The 12,177-nt window shown below is 67.1% G+C and carries 13 protein-coding genes and 1 riboswitch; of the genes, 5 read left to right on the top strand and 8 right to left on the bottom strand.

Annotation, left to right across the window (positions count from 1 at the left end):
• Positions 1-24: 24 nt before the first annotated feature.
• The 7 genes from ASE02_RS09720 to ASE02_RS09690 form a co-directional block, all read right to left on the bottom strand.
• Positions 25-588 (bottom strand): PEPxxWA-CTERM sorting domain-containing protein, encoded by a 564-nt coding sequence (locus ASE02_RS09720; protein WP_056733618.1) that lies wholly within the window; start codon positions 586-588, stop codon positions 25-27.
• Positions 589-758: 170 nt separating this feature from the next.
• Positions 759-1,295, bottom strand: a complete 537-nt coding sequence (coaD, locus tag ASE02_RS09715) for a pantetheine-phosphate adenylyltransferase (RefSeq protein ID WP_056733617.1) — start codon at positions 1,293-1,295, stop codon at positions 759-761.
• Positions 1,296-1,393: 98 nt separating this feature from the next.
• Positions 1,394-1,738: a Grx4 family monothiol glutaredoxin gene (grxD, locus tag ASE02_RS09710; protein ID WP_056733615.1), complete on the bottom strand. Its 345-nt coding sequence runs from the start codon at positions 1,736-1,738 to the stop codon at positions 1,394-1,396.
• A 74-nt stretch (positions 1,739-1,812) separates the two neighbouring features.
• On the bottom strand, positions 1,813-2,718 hold the full coding sequence (locus ASE02_RS09705) for an aldo/keto reductase (protein WP_056733614.1): 906 nt from the start codon (positions 2,716-2,718) through the stop codon (positions 1,813-1,815).
• A 9-nt stretch (positions 2,719-2,727) separates the two neighbouring features.
• The gene (locus ASE02_RS09700) at positions 2,728-2,961 is read right to left on the bottom strand and encodes a BolA family protein (RefSeq protein WP_200957654.1); all 234 of its coding nucleotides are present in this window, start codon (positions 2,959-2,961) and stop codon (positions 2,728-2,730) included.
• Between the two features lie 41 nt (positions 2,962-3,002).
• The gene (locus tag ASE02_RS09695; RefSeq protein WP_056733613.1) at positions 3,003-3,425 is read right to left on the bottom strand and encodes a VOC family protein; all 423 of its coding nucleotides are present in this window, start codon (positions 3,423-3,425) and stop codon (positions 3,003-3,005) included.
• A 72-nt stretch (positions 3,426-3,497) separates the two neighbouring features.
• Entirely contained in the window at positions 3,498-4,730 is a 1,233-nt protein-coding gene (locus ASE02_RS09690; RefSeq protein ID WP_056733611.1) for a serine hydrolase, read from the bottom strand.
• Positions 4,731-4,833: 103 nt separating this feature from the next.
• On the opposite strand from ASE02_RS09690, the gene ASE02_RS09685 reads away from it, so the two are divergent.
• From ASE02_RS09685 to ASE02_RS09675, 3 genes are all read left to right on the top strand, one after another.
• On the top strand, positions 4,834-5,814 hold the full coding sequence (locus ASE02_RS09685; RefSeq protein WP_056733608.1) for an amidohydrolase: 981 nt from the start codon (positions 4,834-4,836) through the stop codon (positions 5,812-5,814).
• 57 nt (positions 5,815-5,871) lie between these two features.
• A riboswitch (cobalamin riboswitch) is annotated at positions 5,872-6,075 on the top strand.
• A gap of 249 nt (positions 6,076-6,324) precedes the next feature.
• The gene (metE, locus tag ASE02_RS09680; protein ID WP_056733606.1) at positions 6,325-8,640 is read left to right on the top strand and encodes a 5-methyltetrahydropteroyltriglutamate--homocysteine S-methyltransferase; all 2,316 of its coding nucleotides are present in this window, start codon (positions 6,325-6,327) and stop codon (positions 8,638-8,640) included.
• A gap of 112 nt (positions 8,641-8,752) precedes the next feature.
• Positions 8,753-9,232, top strand: coding sequence for a CinA family protein (locus ASE02_RS09675; protein WP_056733603.1), 480 nt, complete (start codon positions 8,753-8,755; stop codon positions 9,230-9,232).
• Between the two features lie 3 nt (positions 9,233-9,235).
• Here ASE02_RS09675 and ASE02_RS09670 read toward each other — a convergent pair whose 3' ends face one another.
• Positions 9,236-9,988 (bottom strand): DsbA family protein, encoded by a 753-nt coding sequence (locus ASE02_RS09670; protein ID WP_082601979.1) that lies wholly within the window; start codon positions 9,986-9,988, stop codon positions 9,236-9,238.
• A 300-nt stretch (positions 9,989-10,288) separates the two neighbouring features.
• Here ASE02_RS09670 and ASE02_RS09665 point away from each other — a divergent pair, with 300 nt between their 5' ends.
• Entirely contained in the window at positions 10,289-10,945 is a 657-nt protein-coding gene (locus ASE02_RS09665) for a CAP domain-containing protein (RefSeq protein ID WP_056733602.1), read from the top strand.
• 357 nt (positions 10,946-11,302) lie between these two features.
• On the top strand, positions 11,303-12,121 hold the full coding sequence (locus ASE02_RS22315; RefSeq protein ID WP_162257161.1) for a PEPxxWA-CTERM sorting domain-containing protein: 819 nt from the start codon (positions 11,303-11,305) through the stop codon (positions 12,119-12,121).
• Positions 12,122-12,177: the final 56 nt, after the last annotated feature.

Raw genomic sequence — 12,177 nt, 5'->3', positions numbered from 1 at the left:
TGTCGAAATGGCGCCTTGGCCGGTTCAGGCTGCGCTGAAAGCGTGCCGACGCCGCGAGGTGCGGACCATTGAGCCCACCGCGCCAAAGCCGATGATCATCATCGCCCAGGTCGCGGGCTCGGGGACGGCGCTGTTGATCGAGGCGATCGTCTGCACGCCGCTATATTGTTGAGAGGTGTAGCTGAAGGCGGTCGCGACGAACTCGGCGCCGCCGGAGGGCGCGCCGCCGCCGCTGGAGCAACCTTGGCCTGTGCTCTGGATGCACCACCACGACTGGAAAGCCGCGCCGGAGAGCCCAATGCGGACACGGTCGAACGCCGACGAGTAATCGAACAGCAAGTCAGTGGCCGTCGCCGAAAGAGCATCGCCACCGATGGTGAGGGTTGAATTTGCGCTGTTGGCCGTAACCGATGCGCCGCCCCGGGTCAGAACGACGGTCCAGTCGCTGATGTTCGCCGTCGTGAGCGCCCCGAGGGTCCCGTCAGTCGTGATGGAGAGACTAACGCTGCCGTCTCCGACGGAACGGTTGGAGATGTAGGTCGCTGCCTCGGCGAAGCTGGCGGTCAGAAGCGACAGGACCGCGGACATGGCCGCGATATTGAGTAGTTTTTTGATTCTGAGGCCCCCCGTGCACGGTCCCGAATTGGGAATAGCGCACGGAGCTATCTCGGTTTTCAACTCTTGGTCCAACCAATTCGCGTTCTAGGTGAGCGGCGGTTCACAAGTGGACTCAAGAGCTATCTGGCGCGGAGCTGAACCTAACCGCGATGGGCGGCGAAGGCGGCCTCGACGCAGGGCATGACCAGCCAGCCGATCGGCTCGCCCACGGCGTCGAGCTCCTTGGCGGTGCTCGACGAGACGTGGAGGAACTGCGCCTCGCAGATGAAATGGACCATCGGGATCGACGGGTCGATGCGTCCGGCCACGCCATGCAGGTTGAATTCGTCGTTGAAGTCGCTGGCTTCGCGCAGGCCGCGCACGATGTGCGTCGCCCCGATCCTGCGCGCATAGCCGACCAGGCTCTGGTTGGTGAACTCACCGACCTCCAGCGCGCCGTCGAACAGGGTGTCCATCGCCGTGGGCGCGTCGTCAGGCCAACGTTCGATGATGGATTGAACGATCAGCCGCTGGCTTTCCTCGACCCCGAACATGCGCGCCTTCTTGACGTTCGAACCAACGGCGACGTGCACCGTGTCGAAGGTCATCAGCGCCTTGCCGATGATGTCCAGGTGGCCGCGCGTGACCGGATCGAACGATCCGGCGTAGAGGGCCTTGGTCGTGGCGGATTTGCGCATGTGAAGCCTTGGCGTTTGCGTCTCGCTCCAGACGCCGACCATTTCGCAAGGTCGGCGTACAAGGCAAGCTCGGGCTTCTTGGCGGCTAAGAAGCCTGCCTAGGCGGTCAGGACGCCTTGCTCGATCATCAGGGTCTTCAGTTCGCCCGACTGGAACATCTCGCGGATGATGTCCGAGCCGCCGACGAATTCGCCCTTCACGTAGAGCTGCGGAATGGTCGGCCAGTCGGTGTAGGTCTTGATGCCGTCGCGGATGGCGTCGTTCTGCAGGACGTCGACGCCGACGAAGTCCGCGCCCAGGTGATCGAGGATCTGCACGACCGTGGCGGAGAAGCCGCAACGGGGCTCTTCCGGCACGCCCTTCATGAACAGCACGACCGGATTTTCGGTCACGGCCTTGGCGATGAACTCGTGGACGGGGTTGGTGGTCGTGGTGTCGGTCATGACTGTGGCCTTTGCGGCGAAGAATTCAGCCCAGAGCTAGGGAGCCGGGGGCCTTCGGTCAAGCGCCGGCCGCGTCAGGCGCGGCGCTGGGTCGCGATCTGTCCGAACCGCGCCATCTCGATCTGGGCGGCGACGCCGGTCGGAAGGTCCTTGTCGCTGACCGCCGACAGCCGCTCGACGGCGTCGGCCCGCCAGACCTCGACCTGCACGGCCGAGAAGGCCGGTTCGGTCAGGGCGTAGGCCAGGCAGATCTCCTCGGAGGTCCAGCCGGAGGTGTCTTGCAGGAAGGCGTAGGTGCCCATGCCCGCCAGCGGCTCGGCGCGGCGCGCGCCCAGCAGGCCGCGCCGCAGCGGGCGCTCGACCTCGGGGCGGCCGGCGCCGGAAGCGGGCAGGCCCGCGGGGAAGGGGTCGCAGGCCACCAGGGTCATGTTGGCGGCCGAGGCGTCGCGGATGCGCCGCCGGGCCTGCCAGTCCGAGACCAGGCTGAAGGGCGTGGTCAGGACGTCGAAGATCTCGCTGCCGATGCAGGCGTCCACCGCCGTCCCGTCGCCGGCGACGCCGATCTGCAGGCAGACGCCCCCGCTGCGCAGATCGGCCAGATAGGCGCGCGCGTCGGGGGTGAGGGCTTCGACCGCCGCCTCGTCCATCATCAGGACGTCGATATAGCCGGCGCGGGTCTTTTGCAGCGCCCCGCGGACGCTCTCGGCCACGTCGCGGGCGGTGATCGTTCCGGCGGGAGTGCCACGCAGCCGCCAGCCGAGGAAGATCAGCCGGCGCTCGACCGCGCTCAAGGCTTCTCCGACCCCCAGGGCCATGACGTCGGACCCTGCCGACAGCTCAAAGCTGTTGATGCCGTTTTCCATGGCCGCGAAGACCAGGGCTCGCCATGCGCCGGGCGAGTTCATGTTCGGCGCTTCGCGCAACAACAGGCTGATGGCGGAGACCGCCTTGCCCGTTGCGCCGAAGGGTCGATAGCGCATGTGCCGCCCTCAGGCTGGTGTGGAAGTTTCGAGGGCTAGTGCGTGGAGTTCGCCGCCCATCTTGCCCTTCAGCGCGCTGTAAACCAGCTGATGCTGCTTCACGCGTGATAGGCCCGAGAAGGCGGTGGAGACGATGCGCGCGCGATAGTGGTCGCCGTCGCCGGCCAGATCATCGATGGCGATCTGAGCGTCGGGAAACGCCTCGCGAAGGTTCGCCTCAAGATCGGCGATGGACATCGGCATGAGATGGGCTCCACTCGAAGAATCTTTCTGCGGCAGAAACCTTAACAACCGCTGGATTGATGGATCGTCGGCGCGATCTCATCGTAGCCGCGATTGAGGAATTCGATCAGGCAGAAACCGTTGCCGAACGGATCGGCCAGCACCGCGATCTTGCCCCAGATGTGGGTGCGCGGTTCGGCGTCGGCGACAGCGCCGGCCGCCAGGGCTCTATTGAGGGCGGTTTCCAAATCCTCGACCACGACGTCGAGATGGACCGGCGTCCAGTGCCGGCCATAGCGGCGGACGTCCTGGCCGGCGCCGATGGAACCCTCCGGCTTTTCCAGCAGGTAGAGTTTGGCGGGCAGGCCCGACAACTCGACCCCGCCGTCGCCGAACCGGCGGCTGACGGTCAGGCCGAAGGCCGCCGTATAGAACGCCTCGGCCCGCGCCAGGTCGGGGACATCGATATTGACCAGCAGGTCCATGACCCCAGCCTAGCGCGGTTTTTGAGCTGCTGGACCCGACCTCGATCAAGGCCAGGTCCAGCGAGGTGCTCGTCAGTCGACGATGGCCGAATAGATCAGGCTCTTGAGCTGGCCGCGGAAGTTGAAGGTGCCCGACGGCATCAGCTGGGTCATGAACACCATGGTCAGGTCCTCCTTCGGATCGACCAGGAAGATGGTGGAGGCCGCGCCGCCCCAATAGTAGTCGCCCGAACCCAGCGAGCCGGTCGACACCTCGTCCATGCTGGACGCGAAGCCGAGGCCGAAGCCGACGCCTTCGTTGGAGGTTTCGGAGAACGAGCCGAGCGCGACCTGCGAAAGGTCCTTGCCGCCGGCCAGGTGGTTCATGTGCATCATCGCCAGCGTGCGCGGCCCGATGACCCGGTGGCCGTCCAGTTCACCGCCCCGGCGCAGCATCTCGCAGAACTTCATGTAGTCGGCGGTGGTGCCGGTCAGGCCGCCGCCGCCCGACTTGAAGGCCGGCTCCTTGGTGAAGGCGCTGGTGGCCGGATCATCGATCAGTTGCAGCTTCTTGTCGGGGCCGCGCTGATAGTTGGCGCAGAAGCGGTCGACCTTGTCGGGGGCGACGAAGAACGAGGTGTCGGTCATGCCGAGCGGGCCGAAGATCTCGTCCTGCAGGTACTGGGCGAAGGGCTTGCCGGAGATCAGCTCGACCAGGGCGCCGCAGATGTCGGTGGAGAGCGAGTACATCCAGCGCTCGCCGGGCTGGTAGAGCAGCGGCACCTGGGAAAGCTTGTCGAGGAAGGCGCCGGGCGAATCCAGGCCGCCGAAGGTGCGGATCTTCAGCTCGCGATAGGTCTTGTCGACCAGATGCTGGATGCCGACGCCGGGCAGTCCGCCGCCATAGGTGAAGCCGCCGCTGTGGCTGAGCACGTCACGGAACGAGACCGGGCGCTTGGGCGCCTCGGTGACCATGTCCTCGCCCTCGCCGGAAACCCAGACGCGGTGGTTCTTCCATGACGGGACGTAGCGGCTGATCGGGTCGTTGAGCTGGAAATAGCCCTTTTCATAAAGGGTCATCAGCGCGATCGAGGTGATCGGCTTGGTCATCGAATAGATGCGGAAGATGGCGTCGTCGGCCATCGGCTTGTTCCGCTCCAGGTCCATGGAGCCGAAGGACTTCTGATAGGCCATGTGGCCATGCCGGGCGACGGCGATCTGGCAGCCCATGATCTTCTGCGGGGCGATGTAGTTGCGCTCGAGGTGGTCGGCGATGCGGTCCAGGCGACCAGCGTCCAGCCCTGTCCACTGAGATTGGGCGTCCATGAAATATCCTCCCGAAAAATGGCGGTCTTTGTAATTGGCGGGCATCATGAGCCGCGATGGCCGCGCAAGCCAAGAAAATCATGCGGGCCGAGGAGGAGGGCGAATGCAGCAAGTCGAGGCGATCCTGGAGCCTGATCTGCCGATCTGCGATCCGCACCACCACCTGTGGGACTACCCGGCCAGCCGCTACCTGATCGAGGAGCTGAACGCCGACACCGGGTCGGGGCACCGCATCGAGAGTACGGTCTTCGTCGAGTGCAATTCGTTCTATCGCGCGCAAGGGCCGCGGGCGCTGGCGCCGGTCGGCGAGACCGAGGCGGTCAACGGCGTAGCGGCGATGTCGGCCAGCGGCCGCTACGGCGAAATGCGCGCCTGCGCCGCGATCGTGGGGTTCGCGGACCTTAGCCTCGGGGCGGCCGTCGAGCCGGTGCTGGAGGCTCACATCCGCGCCGGCGGCGACCGTTTCCGGGGCGTGCGCCACGCCGGCGCCTGGGACGCCAGCGAGGCGGTCCGCAACGCCCACACCAATCCGCCGAAGGGCCTCTATGGCTCGGCGGCCTTCCGCGAGGGCTACGCGCGGCTCGCCGATCATGGGCTGTCGTTCGAGGCCTGGCAGTTCCATCCTCAGCTTCCCGAAGTCACGGACCTGGCTCGGGCTTTCCCCGAGACGGTGCTGGTGCTCGACCATGTCGGCGGGCCGCTGGGGATCGGTCCCTATGAGGGCCGGCGCGCCGAGGTGTTCGAAATCTGGAAGGCTGATCTAACGGAGCTGGCCAAGAGCCCGAACGTCGTCGTCAAGCTAGGCGGCCTGGGCATGGCGATCTGCGGGTTCGGCTTCCACAAGCGCGAGACCCCGGCCAGTTCGCAGGAGCTGGCCCAGGCATGGCGACCCTACATCGAAACCTGCATCGAACTGTTCGGCGCCGAGCGCTGCATGTTCGAGAGCAATTTCCCGGTCGATCAGGTGTCCTGCGACTACCGCACGCTCTGGAACGCCTTGAAGCGGTTGGCGGCGGGGGCCTCGACTGAGGAGAAGGCGTTGCTGTTCCGCGATGTCGCCCGGCGGACCTATCGTCTGGCGTGATCGCATAGAGATATAAAGATATCTTTATATCGAGCTTGACGTTTTCCCCTCCCAGGTGTCTGCTGCGGGGGTCGAGGTTCCGCTGCCTGTGAGGGCGGCGGCTAAGAGGGAATCCGGTTCGACGCCGGAGCTGCCCCCGCAACTGTACGCGGTGAGCGGCCTGTTCAACTCGTGTCACTGGCGCCGAAAGGCGTCGGGAAGGCCCGGACAGGCGGCTATGACCCGTGAGCCAGGAGACCTGCCGCGACAGATAACGTCCTCGGGCGGGGTGTCCTGACGGTCGCTGCATGTCGCGGCCGCCTTGGCGTGTCCGCGCGCGCTGGCGTCCGCCTGGCTGCTCCCCCGGCTTACTGGGGTTTTGAGCCGATGACCTACCTGCCGCCGTCCTTCCGTCGCGAGCGAATGCGCGTGGCCGGTCCCTGACGACCGGCCCGAAGCCAGACCGCCTTCCGACTTCCATCGCCATTCCAAGCAGACCGGCCGCCTCGCGCCGCCGGTGGAGGACCACTCATGCCTGTCACCATCGCCACCCTGGGCTTTCCCCGCATCGGCCCGCGCCGCGAACTGAAGTTCGCCCTGGAGCGCTACTGGTCCGGTAAATCCAGCGCCGAGACGCTGGAGGACGAGGCGCGCGCCCTGCGGGCCGGCGCCTGGTCGCGCCAGCGCTCGCTCGGCGTCGACCACGTCCCGTCGAACGACTTCTCGCTCTACGACCACGTGCTGGACATGAGCGCTGTGCTGGGCGCGGTCCCGCAAGCCTATCGCGCCGTGGGAACTCCGCTCGAAACCTACTTCGCCATGGCGCGCGGGCGCGGCGCGGTGATCGAGGCATGCGCCGGCCACAGCCACGCCCACGGCGGCGACCTGCCGGCCCAGGAGATGACCAAGTGGTTCGACACCAACTACCACTATGTCGTCCCGCGTCTGTCGCCCGGCCAGACGTTCGAACTGACCTCCACTAAGCCGGTCGACGCGTTCCTGGAGGCCAAGGCCCTGGGCGTGACGACGCGTCCGGTGCTGGTCGGGCCGGTCAGCTATCTCAAGCTCGGCAAGGCGACGCAGGACGGGCTTGATCCGCTGTCGCTGCTGGACGGGGTGCTGCCGGTCTATGCCGAACTGCTCCGCCGCCTGGCGGCCGCCGGCGCTGAGAGCGTGCAACTCGACGAGCCCTGCCTGGTGCTGGACCTGACCAACGTCGAGCGGGCCGCCCTTCGCAGGGCTTACGGCGTCCTGGCCGACGCCGCGCCGGGGCTGAAGATCATGCTGACCACCTATTTCGGCGGTCTGGGTCCCAATCTGTCTACGGCGGTCACCTTGCCGGTCAGCGGGCTGCACCTCGACCTGGTGCGGGCGCCGGGCCAGTTGGCCGATGCGCTGGCCCAGGCGCCGGCCGACCTGACCTTGTCGCTCGGCGTCGTCGACGGCCGCAACATCTGGCGGGCCAACCTCTCCAACCTGCTGCAACGGCTCGAGCCGGCGGCGGCCGAGCGGCGCGGCCTGATCCTCGCGCCGTCCTGCTCGCTGCTGCACACCCCGCTCGACCTGGCCCAGGAGAGCGCCCTGGACCCCGATGTTCGCGGGTGGTTGGCCTTCGCCGCCCAGAAGGTCGAGGAGCTGGACGTGCTGCGGCGCGGCCTCAATGAGGGGCGCAGCGCCGTCCGCGCCGAGCTTGAAGCCTCCGACGCCGCCGTGGCGTCGCGCCGTAGCTCGCCAAAGATCCACGACCCGGCGGTCCAGGCCCGGGTGCACGCGGTGACGCCGCGGATGGCGCGGCGCGAGGGTGACTTTTCCGAGCGCCGGGCGGCGCAGGCCGCGCGGCTGAACCTGCCGGCCTATCCCACCACCACCATCGGCTCATTCCCGCAGACGCAAGGGGTGCGCAAGGCCAGGGCGGCCCACGACAAGCGCGCGCTCAGCGACGCCGACTACGACGCCTTCCTGCGCGCCGAGACGCTGGACGCCGTACGCTGGCAGGAGGAGATCGGGCTGGACGTGCTGGTCCACGGCGAGTTCGAACGTAACGACATGGTCCAGTATTTCGGCGAGCGCCTGTCAGGCTTCGCCTTCACCCAGAACGCCTGGGTGCAGTCCTACGGCTCGCGCTGCGTGCGGCCGCCGATCATCTTCGGCGACATCTCGCGGCCGGCGCCGATGACCGTCGGCTGGTGGGCCTACGCCCAGTCGCTGACCGATCTGCCGATGAAGGGCATGCTGACCGGGCCGGTCACGATCCTGCAGTGGTCGTTCGTCCGCGACGATATCTCTCGCAGCCAGACCTGCCGGCAGATCGCGCTGGCGCTGCGCGACGAGGTCGTCGACCTCGAGGCGGCGGGCGCCAAGATCATCCAGGTGGACGAGGCGGCGCTGCGTGAAGGCCTGCCGCTGCAACGGGCCGATTGGCCGGTCTATCTCGGCTGGGCGATCGGGTGTTTCCGGCTGGCGGTCAGCGGGGTGCGCGACGAGACCCAGATCCACACCCACATGTGCTACTCGGACTTCAACGACATCATCGAGGCCATCGCGGCCATGGACGCCGATGTCATCTCCATCGAGACCGCGCGCTCGCAGATGGAGCTGCTGGAGGCCTTCTCCGGCGGCGGGTACCCGAACGAGATCGGGCCGGGCGTCTACGACATCCACGCGCCGCGCACGCCCACCGTCGAGGAGATGGTCGAGCTGCTGCGCAAGGCCGGCGAACGGCTCGCCCCCGACCAGCTGTGGGTCAATCCCGATTGCGGCCTGAAGACCCGTAAGTGGGAGGAGGTGCGCCCGGCCCTGGTCAACATGGTGACGGCCGCGCGCCGCCTGCGCGAACCGGCCGCCTGACGGACGGCGCGCGGCCGGTTCCCCGGCCGCGCGTCCTTCGACGCCGATGGACACCGCCCGGCGGGGTCGCCAAGGTCTGGTCAGATGTGACGGTAGGCGATGGAGCGACGAGATGCAGGTCCTGATGGCGCAGGCGGAGATCCTTGGGCGGCGGTTGAAGGACCGTAAGGAGACCGTGGCGGTCGCCGAGAGCTCGTCGGGCGGGCTGATCTCGGCGGCGCTGCTCGGCGTGCCGGGCGCCTCGGCCTATTTCCTGGGCGGGGGCGTGGTCTACACGCCCAAGGCCCGTGTCCTGCTGATGGATATCCCGAAGGAGGCGCTGAGCGGCATGCGCTCGGCCAGCGAGCCCTACGCCCTGCTGCTGGCCCGCACGGTGCGCGAGCGGTTCGGGGCGACCTGGGGGTTGTCGGAAACCGGCGCGGCCGGGCCGACCGGCAATCCCTACGGCGACGCCGCCGGGCACACCTGCGTGGCCATCGCCGGGCCGATGGACTTCGCCATGACCATCGAGACCGGCGAGAGCGACCGGCTGGAGAACATGCGGGCCTTCGCCGCGGCCGCGCTGCAACTGCTGACCAAGGCGACGGACTAGCCGTTAGCGCGGGGCGGCGGGCAGGGTGCTCATCGCCGGCGCATCGGCCAGGGCCTGATAGGACATGCTCTTGGCGCGCTTGATCGCCTGGCGCAGCTGGTCGACATCCGCGCCCTGGATCATCTGGCCGCCGACCACGAAGGTCGGGGTTCCCTTGACCTGGATCTCCGCGGCCAGGGCGCGGGTGTCGGCGATCTGCTGGGTGATGGCGCGCTCGCCCATCGCCTCGCGAACCTCCTGCGGATTGAGGCCGGCGGCGCGGATGGCGGTGTCGAGCCGCGCGTCGGTCAGCGTCTTCAGGCTCATCAGGCTGCGATAGAGCTCCAGGCCCTTGGCCTTGCCTTGCGGGGTCAGGGCCGCCTTGGCCGCGGCGTCCGAGGCGCTGCCGAAGACCGGGTGCTCCTTGAAGACAAACCGGACGTCGGGGTTCTCGGCGATCAGCTTCAGGACCTCTGGGGCCACCGCCCGGCAGTAGGTGTCCCGGTAATCGAAGAACTGCACGACCGTGACGCCGCCATCCGGGTTGGCGACCAGATCGCGCGGGTCCCGCTCCAGGCGCGCCTGGGCGCGCTTCAGCGCCCCGGCGGCGGCCAGGGCCCGCTTCTGCCGCAGCTTGACGGCCGCTTCCTGAAGGACCTCGGGGTGGGCCAGCAGATAGGCCCGCACCTGGCCTTCGAAAGCTTCATCCTTCTGGCGCTCACAGCCAGCCAGGAGGAGCGTGCAGGCGAGGCCGGCGGTTAGCGTTCTGAGCAGCATGTTGTCCGAAAAGGATGAAAGCGGTGGCGGCGCGGCGGGGGAGTGCAGCGTTGTTTGCGTAACATGTTGGCGATGCTTGTCGCGTCTCAAGTTTACAAACCAAATTAACGATAGTGATCGTGGGTTATGCGAGTATATATTTTAAGTCGTGGTGATGTATTTGTTCGAATTTCGTGGATTCTGTGCGAACTCAATCGTGTTTGTGAATTTTTAACTGTATTAATCAACCAACAAACTTAGGAACGTTTACACGCGAAAGTCGCACGATAGGCCTGTCAAATCATCTGGCGGGCGGTCAAGTTGCATCTTCGTTTTCCGACATATGCGGGACTTCTGGTTGGCGTCGCGCTGACCTTCACGGCCCCGACGGCGTTCGCCGGACCGATGGAAGATGCGATCCTGGCCGAGATCAATTTCGCGCGGGCCTACCCGCAGGAATATGCCCGGCGGCTGATGCTTCAACCGATCACCGACTGGGGGCGTTCGCTCCAGGCAGGCGGCCAGCCGGACGACCCGGAGGCGCGCGCCGAAGCCATCGAGGCTCTCCAGCGCCAATCGCCTTTGCCGCCCCTGCAGCCGGACGACAAGCTGGCCGCCGCGGCGCTTGAACATGTCGAGGTCCAGGGTCCGGGCGGCCATATCGGTCACAGCGGGCCCGACGGAGAGCGCTTCTACGATCGGCTGCGGCGTCATGGTGTCCAGCCCGCGATCGCGGCTGAGAACATCGCCTATGGCCCGCCGACGGCGGCCGACACCGTGCGCGAACTCATCATCGACAGCGGCGTGCCGAGCCGCGGCCACCGCCACAACATCTTCCATGCCAGCTTCGAGGCGGTCGGCGTCAGTTGCGGCCCGCATCGGGACTATTCCACCATGTGTGTGATGGACTTCGGGGGCTCGTCGGCCGCGGGGCCGTCCCCAAAACGGCACGATCGCCCAGGGCAGAGCGCCGAATAGATCGCATCGCGGCCATCGTCGTGCAGATTCGCGGATCTGAGCGGCGCGTTTGAGCTGATCATCGCCGAAAACTAGCCGCGATTTCGCCGTGCTGGCGATTTTTCCGCCAACAATACAATTGTTTACAAGGTTCGTTTCTGGCGCCGGTTCTCGTGGCGCCTATGTTGCTCTACAGAACATCTAAGCTTGGGTGCTGTCCGTACTAAGTACAGCCGTCCGGGCGACGACCTCGCCGCTCCTTGGGTGGGGTCGCTCGGAACGAACGTATTTGTACATGGATATCACCCGATATCTCGTCGTGTGTGGAACGGAGCCATGGCTTTATCTCGTTATGTAGTGGCAGGCGCTTTGTTGGGGATGACCGTTGTCGGACCCGCCGCCGCCGAGGATTGTTTCCCGAAGGTTCGCGCGTTCGACGCTCGGCCGGCTGCGCCGCCAAAGGCTCGCCCGACCGTTCGCAAGCCCGCAGTTCGCGCCACGACCCCTGTGCACCACGTCCGTAAGCCGGTCGTCCGCAAGGCTCGCCTGATCGTGGCGGCCGCGAAGCCGGCGCTTCCGTCGAAACAGCTTCTCGAGTCCTCCTATGAGATGCGCACCGGGGCCCTGCCTCCGGCGCCTTCGATCGACTGCGACCGCGCGCCGTCGATCCAGACAGCCCTGCCGCCGGAGGCGAAACCCGCCGCCCAGCGCTTGCTGGACGAGATCGCCGGGCCCGAACCCGTGGGCGAGCTTGCGCCCACCCAACTCGCCGCCAACGAAGGCGCTCCGGCTCTAGGCGCTCCAGGCGCCGGCTGGCCGATTGGCTTCGGTGGTCCGGGCGGTCCGGGTGGCGGCGGCTTTGGCGGCGGCGGTGGTGGTGGCGGTGGCGGTGGTCAACCGCCCGGCGGCGGCGGAGAGACTCCGGTTCCGCCGGTCGAGCCGCCTGTCGGTCCCCCCGTTCCGCCTGTTGGTCCCCCGGTTCCGCCGGTCGGGCCGCCCGTCGTGCCGCTGATCCCACCAGGTCCGCCGATACCGCCGGTCACGCCGGAGCCGCCGGTCGTGACGCCTCCGGTGATTCCGCCCGTGAGCGCGGTTCCTGAGCCGGCGACTTGGGCGATGATGATTATCGGCTTCTTTGGTCTGGGCGCGGCGATCCGGTCGAACCGGGCGCGGCCGTCGACGTCGCGGGCCGTCTAGGCGGACGTCGAGCATAAGGCAGAGATAGAGCGCCGGCGGCCGATCCAATCGGCCGC

Source organism: Phenylobacterium sp. Root700 (genome assembly GCF_001429025.1).
Taxonomy (GTDB): Bacteria; Pseudomonadota; Alphaproteobacteria; order Caulobacterales; family Caulobacteraceae; genus Phenylobacterium.
Note: the sequence above shows the minus strand (reverse complement) of the source record. Positions and strands in the feature narration are given on the sequence as shown.

Coding starts and splice junctions, on each gene's coding strand:
- ASE02_RS09690 (WP_056733611.1), bottom strand. CDS start 4,730: ATGGACGCCCAATCTCAGTGGACAGGGCTGGACGCTGGTCGCCTGGAC.
- ASE02_RS09670 (WP_082601979.1), bottom strand. CDS start 9,988: ATGCTGCTCAGAACGCTAACCGCCGGCCTCGCCTGCACGCTCCTCCTG.
- ASE02_RS09720 (WP_056733618.1), bottom strand. CDS start 588: ATGTCCGCGGTCCTGTCGCTTCTGACCGCCAGCTTCGCCGAGGCAGCG.
- ASE02_RS09705 (WP_056733614.1), bottom strand. CDS start 2,718: ATGCGCTATCGACCCTTCGGCGCAACGGGCAAGGCGGTCTCCGCCATC.
- ASE02_RS22315 (WP_162257161.1), top strand. CDS start 11,303: ATGACCGTTGTCGGACCCGCCGCCGCCGAGGATTGTTTCCCGAAGGTT.
- ASE02_RS09675 (WP_056733603.1), top strand. CDS start 8,753: ATGCAGGTCCTGATGGCGCAGGCGGAGATCCTTGGGCGGCGGTTGAAG.
- ASE02_RS09685 (WP_056733608.1), top strand. CDS start 4,834: ATGCAGCAAGTCGAGGCGATCCTGGAGCCTGATCTGCCGATCTGCGAT.
- ASE02_RS09700 (WP_200957654.1), bottom strand. CDS start 2,961: ATGCCGATGTCCATCGCCGATCTTGAGGCGAACCTTCGCGAGGCGTTT.
- ASE02_RS09695 (WP_056733613.1), bottom strand. CDS start 3,425: ATGGACCTGCTGGTCAATATCGATGTCCCCGACCTGGCGCGGGCCGAG.
- metE (WP_056733606.1), top strand. CDS start 6,325: ATGCCTGTCACCATCGCCACCCTGGGCTTTCCCCGCATCGGCCCGCGC.
- coaD (WP_056733617.1), bottom strand. CDS start 1,295: ATGCGCAAATCCGCCACGACCAAGGCCCTCTACGCCGGATCGTTCGAT.
- grxD (WP_056733615.1), bottom strand. CDS start 1,738: ATGACCGACACCACGACCACCAACCCCGTCCACGAGTTCATCGCCAAG.